Raw genomic sequence first — 15,662 nt, 5'->3', positions numbered from 1 at the left:
CCCTATCAGGGTAACTGTGAAATTCGGCTAGTGAACTCGCTGTCGCGCTGCGACTCGACGAAGATCTCGTCGAACCTGCCGCTGATGGCGGCAAAGGCATTCAGCACTTCCGGATCAAACTGCTCGGGGTAAGTCCGCTCGTCTCCGCGCCGCATCAGCTCAAGCGCGCGGTGATGACTGTAGTCGGGCTTGTAAGGCCGCTTGCTGCGCAGGGCATCGTACACATCGCACAAGGTAACGATGCGTGCCGCCAGAGGAATGGCCGCACCGGCAAGCGCCTGAGGATAACCCGAACCGTCCCAGTATTCGTGGTGACTCTCAGCGATCTGCTGCCCCATTTCCAGATACGGACTGCCGTGACCGCTGAGGATTTGCTTGCCCATGCTGGTGTGCGTCTTCATTACATCCCACTCGGCACCCGACAGGCCGCCGCGTTTCAGCAAAATGTTATCCGGTATCGCCAGCTTGCCGATGTCATGCATGGGGCTGGCGTAGAAAATCTGCTCGCAAAATTCCTCCCCCATCCCCAGACGTTGTGCCAACTCGCGTGCATAGTGACTGATACGCGCCACATGGCAGCCGGTGTTTTCATCGCGAAACTCGGCGGCGCGCGTCAGGGTCATCACCGTGTCGATGCAATAGCGCCGGATGTCGTCGGTCTTCTGCCTGACCTCGTCCTCCAAACTGGCGCTGTAATGTTTGAGTAAATCGTTATAACGTTTGGCCCGCAACAGATTGGCCATGCGCACGCTCAACTCGGCATAGTCCAGCGGTTTGTTGAGAAACTCATCCGCGCCGCTCTCCAGACAGTGCAGCTTGAGGTCGCGCTCGGCATCGACGGTGATCATAACGATGGGGATTTGGCTGTTGGCCGCCTCGGCGCGAATCAGGCGCAACAGCTCCAGGCCGCTGATATCGGGCAGGTACATATCCAGACAAATGAGATCGGGCTCGTTTCGGAGTATTGTGGCCATGGCGCTCACGCCGTCCATAGCGCAATCGACCTGATAATCATTGCCGGACAACATAGTGCTGATAAAGCAGCAAATATCCGGATCATCATCCACAATTAAAATCGAAACCGTATCCGTGTGCGCCGCCGAGCCCCCGCCGTTTCCCTGACGTGTCCCCATATCCCCCCCTGGCCTGAAAGTAATGATCGGCGCGTCCTTGCGCTCATATCCAGCATTAGGTTAGTCCATGCGGCCTATTGGTCAAGCTTGCGCCGCGGTCCTTGCCTCGCCATCAGGCCAATGCGGATTCACCACGAATCCGCGCGATGTTTCGCACCAACCCTGCTCACAGGCATCCAACTCCGCAATCAGCACCGCCTGGAAATGTTGGGCGAAATGGGCGTCAAGATAATTCAGCAACTCGGCCGCCGTCATACTGCCCACGGTGTCCGGCCGATAGGCAGGCGACAGGCGTTGCAAACGGGACAACACACACCAGCGGGCATCGAAGCGGCTGCTGTGCGACACACGCTCGCGCATTTCGGCATGGCGACACCACCAGCCTCTGAGATGCGTGCGCGACACACCGGCCGGCGCAATTTGCGGCGCACGCCAATCGCCATGATAAGGATAAAACAGATAGCCCTTAACAAAGGCCCGGGGCTTGATCTGCGCGGTTCCGAAGCGCGCCTGCAACAGCCGCCGCGCCGCCGGCTGGCGATGCAAATGGAGTTGCCGCGTGAAAAGTTTATTCAGCTTGCCGCGCAGGGAGTCACGCGGATTGGGTCCGAGCCACTGCAGCTCATGCCGGTCATAACGCAGATAAAACTTGACCGCCGCCTCCCAATGAATCATTTGACCGGCGGGATCGCGCCATAAAAGATCAAACTCGCCGCTGTGCCGACCGAGCCGTTCGACGATTAGGTTTTGCGCCAATAGCTCGCAATCGGGCAGCTGCCGAACCCAGAACGCCAGCAAGGATTCGAAATACCGACCCAGCAAAGGGCTTTGATTGCGTGCCAACCAGTGATGTAACGGTGCGGGCGCGGCGTCCAACTGCATTAACCAGGCGCCGTGTTGGGCATAGACTTGGCGGCACCAACGGTCCGACACCTTGTCGCCGGCGTACGGCTCGGCCTGTTGGGCCAGCAATGAGGGACTGGCCATTACCCAGGCCAGATCGCGTACCGCTTGATGCCGCCAGTTGAATAGGGTGATGGGACTATCCCTTGACACACACCAAGGGTTCCAGCCGTGCCACCGTCGTGGCCAGGCCGCCGGCATCGGCGGCTTCCACCACGGCCGCGACGTCTTTATAAGCACCCGGCGCCTCCTCGGCGACGCCGCGCTGACTGGGACTGCGGATCATAATGCCGCGCCCCGCCAGTACATCCATCACCTCGCGACCGCGCCAACGTTTAGTGGCGGCATGGCGACTCATGGCCCGCCCGGCGCCGTGGCAGGCGGAGCTGTACGCCAACTGCTCACTCCCCGCCGTGCCGGCCAGGATGTACGAGGCCGTGCCCATGGAGCCGCCGATGATCACCGGCTGGCCCACGGATCTCAGGTCCCCGGGCACTGCGGGGTGGCCTGGCCCGAAGGCGCGGGTCGCACCCTTACGATGCACGAACAGCTTGCGCTTGCGACCCTCGACTTCATGCGTCTCCACTTTGCAAGTGTTGTGCGATACATCATAAAGCAGGCGCAGCTCGGCTTGCGGCAGAATCTCGGCAAATACCTTGCGGGTCAGATGGGTCAGGATCTGGCGATTGGCCAGGGCGCAGTTAATGCCGGCACGCATGGCGCCGAGATAGGCCTGCCCGGTGGCTGAATTGACGGGTGCGCAGGCCAGTTCACGATCCGGCAGCTCGATACCGTGCCGCCCCGCCTCCAGCACCATGCGCTTTAAAAATTCAGTACCGATTTGATGACCCAGACCGCGCGAACCGCAATGAATGCTGACCACCACGTCGCCCTCTTGCAAGCCAAAGGCGGCCGCTGCGCGCTGATCAAAAATACGACTGACACATTGCACTTCGAGATAATGATTGCCCGAGCCCAAGGTGCCCATTTCATCTTTTTGGCGCTTCTTGGCCTGTTCCGAGACCTGGCTCGCATCGGCCCCGGCCATGCAACCCTGCTCCTCGATCCTCTCTAGATCAGACTCCAGACCGAAACCGCGTCGCACCGCCCAGCGCGCACCCCCCTGAAGCATGGCGTCCATTTCCTGATGATTGAGATGGACGCAGCCGGTGCTGCCGACCCCGGCCGGGATTTGATAGAACAGCATGTCGGCCAAGGCCGTTTGCTTGGCCATAAGCTCCTGCTTTTTCAAACCGGTCAGCAAGGTGCGTACGCCACACGAGATATCGAAGCCAACGCCGCCGGCGGAGACCACGCCACCGTCCTCCGCATCAAAGGCCGCCACGCCGCCGATAGGAAAGCCGTAACCCCAGTGGGCATCGGGCATGGCATAGGCAGCCTGTACAATGCCCGGCAACTTGGCCACGTTGCTGATCTGTTGGGCGACCTTCTCGTCCATGGCCTGGAGCAGCGTCTCATCGGCATAGATTACCGCCGGCACACGCATCTTGCCCTGGGCGGGAATCTCCCAGCAGTAGTCGTTGCATTTGATGAGTTCTGAGATATCCATTCCCGCCTCCCGTCAGTCAATGGTTGGCCTGTGTAGAGTGCTCATTGCGCACCACTTTTCCCGCTTGCCACCGTGCTCAAACATCGTGGTGCGCACCCTACACATCCACCACGCACCGGGCCAACCAGTGACCGTTTTCCTGCGCCACCCTCAATGCGGTATAGGTCGCGCCTTTAATCTCGACCGTGGGTTGATGTTTTTCCAAATCGACCGCTTCACCCCATGCCCGCCCCGTCAAGGTATCGCCGACGATCTTCACCTCAAAGCGTGAGAATAGTCTCTTGCGTGCCGCCATCTCGTAGAGATGGGCGTTGAGCCAGTCCACCAGCAGCAGTTCAGTATCCGGCGCCTGACAGGTAATCTCCACACACGCCGAGGCACTGATCCTTGCAGACTCCACGATCACCGCCGCCATCATGGCCAGTGCCGCCTGCATAAAGGCTTGTTCCAGCGTAGCGGCAATGCCGCGCACGCCGAAATCCGCCTCGTGTTCGAAATGATCCCAGCGAGCTGCCATCCCGGTCTGTTCCTTAGGAATAATAAAAAACTAGCCCATCGCTGAGCTGAATGACAGGGGATTGGGCGCACGGCACGCGCACCATCCAATCGGAGCTTGTGCAGGGGCATGGGCGCCGGGCGCGGGTGTCGGCCCGGACTTGAGGCTAGACCCGAAAGTGTTTCACCAACTGTTCCAATTCCCGGGACAGACGGGCTAACTCGTCACTGGAGCTGGAAGCGGTGCTCATGCTCCCGGCGGTGGCCCCAGAGATCTCATGGATATTGACGATGTTGCGGTTGATCTCCTCCGCCACTGAACTCTGTTGCTCGGCGGCCGTGGCAATCTGGGTATTCATCTCGCGAATGCGGCTCACCGACTGGACGATATTGGCCAGCGCCTCGCCCGCTTGCGAGGCCTGGGTGACGCCGTCCTGGGCCTGGTTCCGCCCCTCTTCCATCGCTGTCACCGCCTCCTTGGAGCCGGACTGCAGTGCCTCGATCATACGCTGGATCTCCTCGGTGGACTGCTGGGTGCGACCGGCCAGGGTGCGCACTTCATCCGCGACCACGGCGAACCCCCGACCCTGTTCGCCGGCGCGCGCCGCCTCGATGGCGGCATTGAGGGCCAACAGATTGGTCTGTTCCGCGATCTCCTTGATCACATCCAGCACCGAGCCGATATTGTTGCTGTCCTCTTCAACCCGGGAGATCACACCGCTGACCCGCTCGACCCGCTCGGCCATGGCGTTGATGGCGGCGACGGTCTTGTCCACCACGGCGCTGCCCTCTGCCGCCACATCGTCGGCATCGACAGCGTAGTTGGCGGCCTCTTCAGCATTCCGGGTCACCTCTTGGACGGTGCTGGTCATCTGGTTCATGGCCGTGGCCACCTGATCGGTCTCCGCGCGTTGGCGTTGGGCCCCCTGATTGGAATCGTGGATGACCTGGTTGACGCTGCCGGCCACCTCGGCCAGCTTTTCCGAGACGGTGCGTGTCTTAGCAATGGCATCATGGACATTCTGCATGAAGGCGTTGATGCCGGCGGCGACACCGGTCTGGACCTCGGATCTGACGCGCAGATCGATATCGCCATCGCGAACCGCCAACTGGGCGGCGATCTTGCCGACCTCCTGGGACTGCAGGCCCTCTTTGTGGAGTTTCAGAGCCATGTAGACCAGCACCGCCACCTCAAACACGACATAGGCGGCATGGATCAAGACCAGGTCCACGCCGGTGCGGTTTTCGAAGACATAGACCCCGTAGCCCCAGGCCTGGAAAAAATTGAAACTGAGGTGGTGCACGGCGATCACCCCCGCCGCCGCCACGATGGGCAACCAGTCGCGGTAGTAGAGCAGGAAGGCCAACAGGGCGAAGATACCGAAGTGGAGTTCGATCATGCCGTGACCCTGATGAATAAACAGGGCGGAGAAGATCATGAAGGCGCAGCCGTTGACGATACGGGTAAGCCGTGTCCCCGGCATGGAATAGACCAGCACGCTGGGGACGATGGCAGCGGGCAGCCCGATGATCAGGGCCTCCTGCCAGGTGCCGTACCAACCGGCCAGGGCCAGCGACAACAACATGCAGAGCCAGATCACGCTGACCATAATCCTGTCACCATCACGGTAGAGCCCCTGCAGGGTAAAGTGACCCCCAATGTGTGTCGTGCCTGTCATTTTTTTAACCTCGATGATTCCAATCACAAAAGCAGCCCACGGCCGCCATATTCAAAACCTGGGCGGTGTCGCCCGCCAAGGCCTTATCCAGGGCCTTTTCGACAAAGGCATCGCCACCTGCACCACAGACCGCGCCATTGCTGTAGGGTCCGAAGTAGACCAGCCGGCCCGCTGCATCCAGCACCGCGGCGGCGGGGCTGGAGGGCATCGCCAGATCATCCATGGCGGCAACCGTGACCGGGGCGCCGAACAGCTCGACCGCCCGGCGTCTGGCCTCGTCCCTTGCCGCCACCGCGCGGGGCACCACGATAAACGCCACGCCCCGACTGCCATATGCCTGGATCAGCTCAGCCACATGGGCATCGCTGAAGCGACTGCAAGCGCAGTCCGGATCCCAGAAGTGGACCACGGTAATACGCCCCGTCGGGGCGTCCTCCACCAGCGAACCCAGGCGCTGAAGCAGCGCATCGGCGCGAAAAAATACCGCCCGATTCTCGGACGAGGGGGCAAACGGGCGCACATCCTTGAGCTGAAACCACCAGAAGGCCACGGCGGTAAATACCAGCCACCCCGCCACCAGGCTCAGCGCCCACAGCTGTTTCGCCTTGATGTCCTGCCCTCCTACAACCCGCACCATGCGGTGAAATGTTAAATTAAGGATACAACTCTATATCGCCTGCCCGCTCGAACGCTTTAGAGCACGCATTCCCCATCATTTACCATGCGAACCAGGGACCGGAAATACCGCCTTACCCGGGCTCACCCTTCAAGCAACGGTATGTCATCCTTTACAATAAGCCCTCACTTGAAGCGGTCAACATGATGAACAATTCCAATCTGATCCAACGCGACCTGGCCACGCTGTGGCACCCCTGCACCCAGATGAAGGACCACGAATGGCTGCCCCTCGTGCCCATCAAAAAGGGCGAAGGGGTCTGGCTGGAGGACTTTGACGGGCGACGCTATATCGATGCCATCAGCTCCTGGTGGGTCAACCTGTTCGGCCATAGCAATCCGCGCATCAATGAGCGCATTAAACAACAACTGGATGCCCTAGAGCATGTCATCCTGGCCGGCTTCAGCCACGAGCCGGTGGTGGCCTTGTCGGAAAAACTGGTTGCGATCACCCCGCCAGGGCTGACCCGCTGCTTCTATACCGACAACGGTTCTTCCGCCATCGAGGCGGCGCTGAAAATGAGCTTTCATTACTGGCGCAACCAGGGGCGGCATGAAAAGACCAAGTTCATCGCCCTGTCCAACAGTTACCACGGCGAGACCCTGGGCGCTCTGGCGGTGGGTGATGTATCGCTCTACAAAGAGACCTACGCGCCGCTGTTAATGCAACCCATCACTGTGCCCTCACCTGACTGTTTTCAGCGCGAACCCGGTGCAAGCTGGTCCGAACATTCCACGCGCATGTTCGCGCACATGGAACAAGCACTGGCGCAACATGCCGATCAGGTCTGCGCCGTCATCGTCGAACCCCTGGTACAATGCGCCGGCGCCATGCGCATGTACGATCCGGTCTATCTCAAGCTGCTGCGGCAGGCCTGCGATAAATACGGCGTACAACTCATCGCCGATGAAATCGCTGTCGGCTTCGGCCGCAGCGGCACCCTGTTCGCCTGCGAGCAGGCCGGCATCAGTCCTGATTTCATCTGCCTGTCCAAGGGACTTACCGGCGGTTATCTGCCCTTGGCCGCGGTCGTCACCCATGACCGCATCTATCAGGCCTTTTACGACGATTACGAAAATCTGAACGCGTTTTTGCACTCGCACAGCTATACCGGCAACCCGCTGGGCTGTGCTGCGGCGCTGGCGACACTGGACATCTTTGAACAGGACGATGTTATCGCCAACAACAAACACCTGGCGGCCCATATGGGGCAGGCTGTGGCCCACTTGCAGGATCATCCCCACGTCGCCGAGATCCGCCAGACCGGCATGATACTGGCTATGGAGATGGTCAAGGACAAAACCACGCGTGAACCCTATCCGTGGCAGGAACGGCGCGGCCTCAAGGTCTATCAGCATGCCTTGCAAAACGAGGCCCTGCTGCGGCCGTTGGGCAATGTGGTCTACTTCATGCCGCCCTATGTCATCACCCCCGATCAGATCGATCACCTGGCCCGCGTCGCGACGGAGGGTATACACATTGCCACCCAAACTTAGCTCGCGCTCGCCAGCGGCATGAAGCAACGCCTCATATGCTGTATGATTCGCTGCGAACCGGCCGGTGATGAGCGACCATGGACGGCGCCGCGCCGCTGCGTCTGTGGACACGCGCCACGCGCCTGCACACCGTGGCGGGGCTTGAACCACGAAACCTAGGATCCATGCGCATTCCAAGAATTCACACCCCTGCACCACTGGCCGACGGCGCTACCATCGCGCTGGATGAAGACGCCTTCAACCATGCCGTGCGGGTGCTGCGCCTGAAACAGGGCGACTCAATCATCCTGTTCAACGGCAGCGGCGGTGAATACGAAGCCGAACTGATCGAGGTGCAAAAGAAGCACGCCAGCGCCAGCATCGGCCGCTTTCTCGACACGACCTGCGAGTCGCCCCTGCCCATCATCCTCGGCCAGTGCATCTCGCGTGGCGAGAAGATGGACTATACGATCCAGAAGGCGGTGGAGCTGGGCGTGCACCAAATCGTGCCGCTGTTCAGCGAGCGCTGCGGGGTCAAGCTCAATCAGCAGCGGCAGCAAAAACGGCTGCAGCATTGGCACAAGGTCATCATCAGCGCTTGTGAACAATGCGGTCGCAACCGCTTGCCGCGGTTGCGTGAAGCGATGCGACTGGATCAATGGCTGGAGCACCTAAGCAGCTCACTGAAGCTGGTGCTCGATCCCACAGCGGCGGATTCATTGGCGGCGCTCGATCACCCTGACGGCGAGGTGGCCTTGCTGATCGGCCCGGAAGGCGGTTTGACCCAAGCGGAGCTCGATGCAGCCGTCAACAGCGGCTTTACCGGGCTGCGGCTGGGACCTCGCATCCTGCGCACCGAGACGGCGGGCGTCGCCGCCCTGAGCGTAATGCAGCACCGGTGGGGCGATCTCGGCTAAGCCGGGCGGGGCTTGAAAACGTGCTTGCCGCCGTGGTTGCGCAGCATGGCGCGCGTCGATCGCGGGCTCGACCTACTTTATTGCCGCGCTGCAGCGCGAATCACCTGAGCGCGGCGGTAGATGTCGGCGATCAGTTCATAAAATCCTGCCGCGGCAAGGCGCGGCACCCCTGCTTTTGAGCCACCTCGATGTTTACCCGCCCACTTGAATCCAGCGATTAGACCAGGTGAATGCGCCGGTGGCGCCATTCGGTGCCGTTTGGGGCGCATTTCTCCGCGCCCGCCATTTAGGCTAAAATGCTTGCTACTCAAACAGGTAAATCACCATGAGCATTGAACATCTGCACGCCGTACCCCACCTCACCACCTCGCTGAAGGGCCCCCTGTTGGAGATCGAAAGCCACTTCCTCGATCATCAGGCCGACATCGAAGCCTGGTTCCGCCAACAGTGGATCAAGACCCCGGCACCGTTTTACGGCTCGGTGGACCTACGCAATTCCGGTTTCAAGTTGGCACCGGTGGATACCAATCTGTTCCCGGCTGGTTTCAATAACCTCAACCCGGCCTTCATGCCGCTGTGTGTGCAAGCCATCCAGTCCATCATCGAACGCGAGATGCCGGCGGCCTGCAATATCCTGCTGATCCCGGAGAACCACACCCGTAACATGTTCTACCTGGACAATATCGCCACCCTACGCGATATGATCGCCACCGCCGGTTATTCCGTGCGCATCGGCTCGCTGCTGCCGGAACTGGACGAATCCCTGGACATCGAACTGCCCTCGGGCAAGTGCGTGCGACTGGAGCCCGTACAACGCAATGAAGACCGGCTCTGCCTGCCGGGCTTTGATCCTTGCATGGTGCTGCTCAATAACGACCTCTCGGCCGGCACTCCCGAAATACTGCAGGACATCGAACAGCCCATCCTGCCGCCGCTGGAACTGGGCTGGGCGCACCGCCGCAAGTCGGACCACTTCGGCGAATACAACAAGGTGGTGGATGAGTTCGCCGCCATGGTGGAGATCGATCCGTGGCTAATCAATCCCAAGTTCCTGCACTGCGGCAAAATCAATTTCAAGACTCAGGAAGGCGGCGATTGCCTGGCCCGGCACGTGGCCAAACTGTTGTGGCAGATCCAGGAAAAATATGACGAATACGGCCTGAAGGACAAACCTTTTGTGGTGGTCAAGGCCGACGCCGGCACGTATGGAATGGGTATCATGACCGTGCAATCGGTGGAGGAGATCCAGGAACTCAACCGCAAGCAGCGCAACAAAATGGCCGCCTCCAAGGGCGGTCAGGCGGTCACCCAAGTAATCATCCAGGAAGGGGTCTTTTCCTTCGAGACCTGGGGCGCGGAACAGGCGGTGGCCGAGCCGGTGGTCTACATGATGGATCACTTCGTCGTCGGCGGCTTTTACCGCGTCCACAAGGGCCGCGGCCGCAACGAAAACCTCAACGCCCCCGGCATGCACTTCGAGCCGCTGGCCTTCGCCGAGCCCTGCAATACGCCCGACCACAAGAAATCACCGGACGCCAATCCCAACCGCTTTTACGCCTACGGCGTCATCGCCCGCCTGGCGCTGCTGGCCGCGGCGCGCGAGATCGCCACCTCAAACGGCAAAGGCTGAACCATGGCCATCAAACTCGGCGTGCTGATGGACCCCATCGCGGCCATCAAGCCGCAAAAGGACAGCACCCTGGCCATGCTGCTGGCGGCGCAACAGCGCGGCTGGCAGTTGCACTACCTGCGCCAGGAGGACCTCTCGCTGCGCGACGGCCACATCCAGGCCGCCCTGCGCCGCGTCGAGGTGCGCGACGATGCGCAGAATTGGTACACGCTGGGCGAGGCGGCCGACACCCGGCTGACCGAGCTGGACGTGATCCTGATGCGCAAGGACCCGCCGCTGGACATGCAGTACATCCACACCACCTATCTGCTGGAACTGGCCGAGGCCGCCGGCGTACTGGTGGTGAACAAGCCCCAGACCCTGCGCGACGCCAACGAAAAGCTGTTCACCGCCTGGTTCCCGCAGTGCTGCCCGGCCACCCTGGTGAGCCGCGACCTGGCCCAACTGCGCAGCTTTCTGGGCGAACACGGCGACATCATTATCAAACCACTGGAGGGCATGGGCGGCGTCTCCATCTTCCGTCTCAAAACCGGTGATCCCAATATCAGCGTGGCCCTGGAGATGCTCACCGGCAACGGCCGCCAGTACATCATGGCACAGCGCTTCATCCCCGAGATCAGTGCCGGCGACAAGCGCATCCTGCTGGTGGACGGCGAACCCGTGCCCTATGCCCTGGCGCGCATCCCGGCCTCAGGTGAGACGCGCGGCAACCTGGCCGCCGGCGGGCGCGGCAAGGGCATAGCCCTGAGCGAACGCGATCGTTGGATCTGCGCCCAGGTGGGCCCGACCCTGAAACAAAAGGGCTTATTGTTCGTCGGCCTGGACGTGATCGGCGACTATCTCACCGAGATCAATGTCACCAGCCCCACCTGCATCCGCGAACTGGATGCCCAGTACGGGCTGGATATCGCCGGGGAACTGATGGACTGTATTGAGGCCAAACTTAATTCTTAGTCACGCAGGTTTATGGATTTAGACGTATCGGTGCTCACCTCCAAAATCCCCTCTAGTTTTAAAATCCCCCCTAACCCCCCTTTTTCAAAGGGGGGGACGCTAGAACGATGTCTGGCGAAGCCCTCGGTTCCCCCCTTTCTTAAAGGGGGGTTAGGGGGGATTTTCAGGCACCTACTCCTCCCCCTCCTCCTACTACTAACCCTCAGCGCCTGCGAGCAACGCCCCCCGGTCCATCAACAACAGGTCCTGGCCCTGGGCACCCTGGTGGACATCTCCCTCTACGACGTGGACGAGGAACAGGCGGCCCAGGCCGTCACCGCGATCACCAATGAAATGGAGGCCGTCCATCACGACTGGCACGCCTGGCAACCGGGCGAGCTGACCTACATTAACCAACGCCTGGCGCAGGGCGAGAGTGTCAGTCTGGACGCCGAACAACAGCGCCTGATCCAGGCCGGGATCGCGCTGGCCCGTGCCAGCGACGACCTGTTCAACCCGGCGGTGGGCGCGCTGATCGCCCTGTGGGGCTTTCACAGCGACGCGCGCCCCGACGCCGCGCCGCCGAACGAGGACGACATCACCGCCCTGGTGCAGGCCGCGCCCAAGATGAGCCGGCTGCAGCTGGAGGGCGGCCGCCTCAGCAGCCCCAATCCCGCCGTCATGATCGACGTGGGCGGCTATGCCAAGGGCTACGCCGTGGACCGGGCCATCGCTGCGCTGCGCCGCATGGGCATCGACAATGCCATCGTCAACGCCGGCGGCGATCTGCGCGCCATCGGCAGCAAGGGCGGCACAGCGTGGCGCATCGGCATCCGCCATCCGCGCCAAGCCGGGGTACTGGCCTCGCTCGAGACCCGGGGCGACGAAAGCGTCTTCACCTCGGGGGATTACGAGCGCTATTTCGAATATCAGGGCCAACGTTATCACCACATCATCGACCCGCGCAGCGGCCGTCCGGCACGCGGCGCCGCGTCGGTCACCATCGTCCATTCCGACGCCACCACTGCCGACGCCGCCGCCACCGCCGTGTTCATCGCCGGGCCCAAGCACTGGCGCGAAACCGCCCGGCAGATGGGCATCGACAAGGCAATGCTGGTGGACGAGGCAGGCACGGTGCACATGACCGAGGCCATGGCCGAGCGCGTTCACTTCGAAGTCGATCCGCCGCCGCGCACGGAAATCGTCCCATGACCCGGGCCGACACACTCGTCATCGCCCTGGCGCTGCTGCTGCTGCCCGTTCTCTATTTCCAGTTCTGGGGCAACAGTTCCGCGGGCGAGGTCGTGCAGATCCGGGTGGCGGGCGGCGACGACCTGACCCTGCCCCTGGATCGGGACAAACAGATCACAGTCAGCGGGGCGCTGGGCGACAGCATCATCGAGATCAAGGACCGTCAGGTGCGCTTCATCCACAGTCCCTGCCAGGGCAAGCAGTGCGTTCAGACCGGCTGGCTGCGCCGCGACGGCGAACTGGCCGCCTGCCTACCCAACGGCGTGACGGTACAGATGGTGGGGCGTGACAAGCGCTACGATGCGGTCAATTTCTAATCCGCTTTCCGATACACTGGCGGGCATGAAGCTTCACATCCAGACCACCCGCGACGACCAGCGCATCGCCTGGCTCACCGCCCTGGCGATCACCATCCATATCGCCGAGAGCGCCCTGCCGGCGCCCATTCCGGGCGTTAAACCGGGGCTGGCGAATATCATCACCATCATCTGCCTGATCCACTACGGCTGGCGCATCGCCGCCTGGGTGGCGATCCTGCGGGTGCTGGTGGGCTCGATCCTGATCGGCACCTTCCTGTCGCCCACCTTCGCCCTCAGCCTGAGCGGCGCCGTGGCCGCCGTGGCGGTGCTGGGGCTGGCCAGCCGTCTGCCGCTGCAACTGGGACCGGTGGGCTACAGCCTGCTGGCGGCCATGGCGCACATGGCGGCGCAGTTTTATACCGCTTACGCATTGTTCATTCCGCATCAAGGATTATTCCATTTGCTGCCGATACTAATGACAATCGCCGTTGCCTTGGGCATCGGCAGTGGCATAATCGCACAGCATATGATCAATAGAATCAGACAGGTAGAGACATGAGTGCAGCAATCACCAGTGCCAAGGTTTCCGCCAGCGACCGGCTGATCTTCACCCTATTCCTGTCCCTGGCCCTGAACGCGGTGGTGATCCTGGGGATCGGCTTTGATTTCCACGATCTGATCAATGAAGAATCGCCCCTGCCCACCCTGGAAGTGATCCTGGTGGAAAAGAATGATTCGGACGCAGCGCAGGACGCCGAATTCCTGGCCCAGGTGGATCAGACCGGCATGGGCAACACCCGCGACAAGAAGACGCCGCGCACCATGGAGGCGGCCCAGGAGCTGCCCGTGCCCGTGGACGGCAGTTCCGACATCCTGCGTCCGGAGCAGACCGCCGAGCAGGTGCCCACCGCCCAGGAGGAGGTGCTCACCCGCCACGACGCCCCCAACCAGGTTTACACCCTGGAAAACACCGATAAGCAGCCGGCCGAAGAGGCCACCTCGGCGGAATTGATCCGCCGTGGTCAGGAAATCGCCCGGCTCACCGCCGAGATCAAGCAATCCTTTGAAATCTACTCGCAGAAAGAGAAACACCGCTATATCTCGGCCAGCACCAAGTCCTTCCGCGACGCCGCCTACCTGGACGCCTGGCGTCGCAAGATCGAGCGCATCGGCAATCTGAACTATCCCGACGCCGCCAAGCGCCGCGGCCTGTCGGGCAGCCTGATCCTGGACGTGGCCATCAACGCCAACGGCACCATCCGCCAGATCACCGTACTGCGCCCCTCGGGCCACAAGATCCTGGACGACGCCGCCCAGCGCATCGTGCGCCTGGCCGGCCCCTACGCGCCGCTGCCGCCGGAGATGCTGGAAGACACCGATATACTGCACATCACCCGCACCTGGCTGTTCAACTCAGGCAACGAGCTCAGCACCCACTGAGGCGCGCAAATCCGGCGCGCGCCTTGCTGACCACTGTCTCAGCGACGATACTATGGGTATGGATACCGTCAGCCTGACCAACCATTTCCTGATCGCCATGCCGCAGCTGGAGGACCCGAATTTCTTCCACAGCGTCACCTACATCTGCCAGCACAGCGATGAAGGCGCCATGGGCATCATCATCAACCAGCCGCTGGAGATGAACCTGGAAGAGATCCTGGCCCAGCTGGAAATCGGTAACGACGACCAGACCCTCGGCGCCCAGCCGGTCTATTTCGGCGGCCCGGTGCAGCAGGATCGCGGCTTTATCCTGCACCGGCCGCGGCGCAACTGGGAGGGCACCCTGTTCGTCTCCGACGACATCGCCCTCACCACCTCCAGCGACATCCTCAAGGACATCGCCCAACATCGCGGCCCGCGCCAGAGCCTGGTGGCGCTGGGCTATGCCGGTTGGGGCGAAGGTCAACTGGAACAGGAAATGGCGCAAAACGCCTGGCTCAGCGTCCCCGCCTCAGCCGACATCATCTTCGACACTCCGGTGGAACGGCGCTGGCACGCCGCCACCGCACTGCTCGGCATCGACGTCGATCAACTCTCCGAAGACATCGGCCACGCATGATTCGCACCCTGTTGGCCTTCGACTATGGCCAAAAACGTATCGGCGTGGCAACCGGCCAAGCACTCATCGGCAGCACCCAATCCCTGGACACCGTCAACGTCAAACACAACAAACCGGACTGGGATCACATCAGTCGCCTGATCCAGGAATGGCAGCCGGAGCTGGTGCTGGTGGGCCTGCCCCTGAACATGGACGGCACGCAACACGACATGAGCCGCGCGGCGCGGCGCTTTGCCAATCAACTCAACGGTCGTTATCAACTGCCGGTGGAACTGGTGGACGAACGCCTCAGCTCCGTCGAAGCGGAAAACATTATCAGCGCATCGCGTCGCGATGGCCGCATGAAAAAAGGGCAAAGCAAACGCGCCGTGGACCAAGTAGCGGCGGAAGTGATTCTGAGGACCTGGTTCGCCGGGCAGGACACTCGGCCGGGTATATCCTAACGCGCTCGCTTCAAATTCCAATGCATATCGTGCTGTTTTTTATATGCCGCCCATTAAGCGCAAACATTCCACAATAAAACACATAGAATCGCCTGCTCGCGGCACGACACCTTCTCCACCGCAATTACTAGCGGGACGCAAAGACGCATAGTCACGTTCCGCAACACGCTGTGAATACATCCCTGCATACTCGATGAGG

At 61.4% G+C, this 15,662-nt stretch carries 16 protein-coding genes; 10 read left to right on the top strand and 6 right to left on the bottom strand.

The window, feature by feature from the left end; translation table 11 throughout:
- Positions 1–5: 5 nt before the first annotated feature.
- From Tel_01480 to Tel_01455, 6 genes are all read right to left on the bottom strand, one after another.
- Positions 6–1,028 carry a hypothetical protein gene (locus tag Tel_01480; protein ALP51912.1) on the bottom strand — a complete coding sequence of 341 codons (1,023 nt, stop codon included), beginning with the start codon at positions 1,026–1,028 and terminating at the stop codon, positions 6–8.
- A 186-nt stretch (positions 1,029–1,214) separates the two neighbouring features.
- A complete protein-coding gene (locus tag Tel_01475; protein ALP51911.1) occupies positions 1,215–2,120 on the bottom strand; it encodes a hypothetical protein in 906 nt (301 codons plus the stop codon).
- A 55-nt stretch (positions 2,121–2,175) separates the two neighbouring features.
- Complete coding sequence (locus Tel_01470) at positions 2,176–3,606, bottom strand: tRNA-splicing ligase (protein ALP51910.1); 1,431 nt, start codon at positions 3,604–3,606, stop codon at positions 2,176–2,178.
- A gap of 97 nt (positions 3,607–3,703) precedes the next feature.
- Complete coding sequence (locus tag Tel_01465; GenBank protein ALP51909.1) at positions 3,704–4,123, bottom strand: archease; 420 nt, start codon at positions 4,121–4,123, stop codon at positions 3,704–3,706.
- A 145-nt stretch (positions 4,124–4,268) separates the two neighbouring features.
- Complete coding sequence (locus Tel_01460; protein ALP51908.1) at positions 4,269–5,780, bottom strand: hypothetical protein; 1,512 nt, start codon at positions 5,778–5,780, stop codon at positions 4,269–4,271.
- Positions 5,781–5,784: 4 nt separating this feature from the next.
- Positions 5,785–6,417, bottom strand: coding sequence for a hypothetical protein (locus tag Tel_01455; GenBank protein ALP51907.1), 633 nt, complete (start codon positions 6,415–6,417; stop codon positions 5,785–5,787).
- A 182-nt stretch (positions 6,418–6,599) separates the two neighbouring features.
- Between Tel_01455 and Tel_01450 the strand changes: the two genes are divergently transcribed.
- From Tel_01450 to Tel_01405, 10 genes are all read left to right on the top strand, one after another.
- On the top strand, positions 6,600–7,952 hold the full coding sequence (locus Tel_01450; protein ID ALP51906.1) for an adenosylmethionine-8-amino-7-oxononanoate aminotransferase: 1,353 nt from the start codon (positions 6,600–6,602) through the stop codon (positions 7,950–7,952).
- Positions 7,953–8,116: 164 nt separating this feature from the next.
- Complete coding sequence (locus Tel_01445; protein ID ALP54692.1) at positions 8,117–8,848, top strand: 16S rRNA methyltransferase; 732 nt, start codon at positions 8,117–8,119, stop codon at positions 8,846–8,848.
- 325 nt (positions 8,849–9,173) lie between these two features.
- Entirely contained in the window at positions 9,174–10,478 is a 1,305-nt protein-coding gene (locus tag Tel_01440; protein ALP51905.1) for a glutamate--cysteine ligase, read from the top strand.
- Positions 10,479–10,481: 3 nt separating this feature from the next.
- Positions 10,482–11,432: a glutathione synthetase gene (locus Tel_01435; GenBank protein ID ALP51904.1), complete on the top strand. Its 951-nt coding sequence runs from the start codon at positions 10,482–10,484 to the stop codon at positions 11,430–11,432.
- 159 nt (positions 11,433–11,591) lie between these two features.
- A complete protein-coding gene (locus Tel_01430; protein ID ALP54691.1) occupies positions 11,592–12,623 on the top strand; it encodes a thiamine biosynthesis protein ApbE in 1,032 nt (343 codons plus the stop codon).
- A complete protein-coding gene (locus tag Tel_01425) occupies positions 12,620–12,979 on the top strand; it encodes a hypothetical protein (GenBank protein ALP51903.1) in 360 nt (119 codons plus the stop codon). The genes Tel_01430 and Tel_01425 overlap by 4 nt, the downstream gene beginning before the upstream one ends.
- Positions 12,980–13,004: 25 nt before the next feature.
- A complete protein-coding gene (locus tag Tel_01420) occupies positions 13,005–13,520 on the top strand; it encodes a heptaprenyl diphosphate synthase (protein ID ALP51902.1) in 516 nt (171 codons plus the stop codon).
- Positions 13,517–14,401 carry a hypothetical protein gene (locus Tel_01415; GenBank protein ALP51901.1) on the top strand — a complete coding sequence of 295 codons (885 nt, stop codon included), beginning with the start codon at positions 13,517–13,519 and terminating at the stop codon, positions 14,399–14,401. The genes Tel_01420 and Tel_01415 overlap by 4 nt, the downstream gene beginning before the upstream one ends.
- A gap of 58 nt (positions 14,402–14,459) precedes the next feature.
- On the top strand, positions 14,460–15,020 hold the full coding sequence (locus Tel_01410) for a hypothetical protein (GenBank protein ID ALP54690.1): 561 nt from the start codon (positions 14,460–14,462) through the stop codon (positions 15,018–15,020).
- Entirely contained in the window at positions 15,017–15,463 is a 447-nt protein-coding gene (locus Tel_01405; GenBank protein ID ALP51900.1) for a hypothetical protein, read from the top strand. Before Tel_01410 ends, Tel_01405 begins: the two co-directional genes overlap by 4 nt.
- The last annotated feature ends 199 nt before the right edge of the window (positions 15,464–15,662 follow it).

The organism is Candidatus Tenderia electrophaga, assembly GCA_001447805.1.
In the GTDB taxonomy this organism is placed as follows: domain Bacteria; phylum Pseudomonadota; class Gammaproteobacteria; order Tenderiales; family Tenderiaceae; genus Tenderia; species Tenderia electrophaga.
This window is presented reverse-complemented; position numbering and strand designations above follow the sequence as displayed.

Coding starts and splice junctions, on each gene's coding strand:
- Tel_01480 (ALP51912.1), bottom strand. CDS start 1,028: ATGTTGTCCGGCAATGATTATCAGGTCGATTGCGCTATGGACGGCGTG.
- Tel_01475 (ALP51911.1), bottom strand. CDS start 2,120: ATGGCCAGTCCCTCATTGCTGGCCCAACAGGCCGAGCCGTACGCCGGC.
- Tel_01470 (ALP51910.1), bottom strand. CDS start 3,606: ATGGATATCTCAGAACTCATCAAATGCAACGACTACTGCTGGGAGATT.
- Tel_01465 (ALP51909.1), bottom strand. CDS start 4,123: ATGGCAGCTCGCTGGGATCATTTCGAACACGAGGCGGATTTCGGCGTG.
- Tel_01460 (ALP51908.1), bottom strand. CDS start 5,780: ATGACAGGCACGACACACATTGGGGGTCACTTTACCCTGCAGGGGCTC.
- Tel_01455 (ALP51907.1), bottom strand. CDS start 6,417: ATGGTGCGGGTTGTAGGAGGGCAGGACATCAAGGCGAAACAGCTGTGG.
- Tel_01450 (ALP51906.1), top strand. CDS start 6,600: ATGATGAACAATTCCAATCTGATCCAACGCGACCTGGCCACGCTGTGG.
- Tel_01445 (ALP54692.1), top strand. CDS start 8,117: ATGCGCATTCCAAGAATTCACACCCCTGCACCACTGGCCGACGGCGCT.
- Tel_01440 (ALP51905.1), top strand. CDS start 9,174: ATGAGCATTGAACATCTGCACGCCGTACCCCACCTCACCACCTCGCTG.
- Tel_01435 (ALP51904.1), top strand. CDS start 10,482: ATGGCCATCAAACTCGGCGTGCTGATGGACCCCATCGCGGCCATCAAG.
- Tel_01425 (ALP51903.1), top strand. CDS start 12,620: ATGACCCGGGCCGACACACTCGTCATCGCCCTGGCGCTGCTGCTGCTG.
- Tel_01420 (ALP51902.1), top strand. CDS start 13,005: ATGAAGCTTCACATCCAGACCACCCGCGACGACCAGCGCATCGCCTGG.
- Tel_01415 (ALP51901.1), top strand. CDS start 13,517: ATGAGTGCAGCAATCACCAGTGCCAAGGTTTCCGCCAGCGACCGGCTG.
- Tel_01410 (ALP54690.1), top strand. CDS start 14,460: ATGGATACCGTCAGCCTGACCAACCATTTCCTGATCGCCATGCCGCAG.
- Tel_01405 (ALP51900.1), top strand. CDS start 15,017: ATGATTCGCACCCTGTTGGCCTTCGACTATGGCCAAAAACGTATCGGC.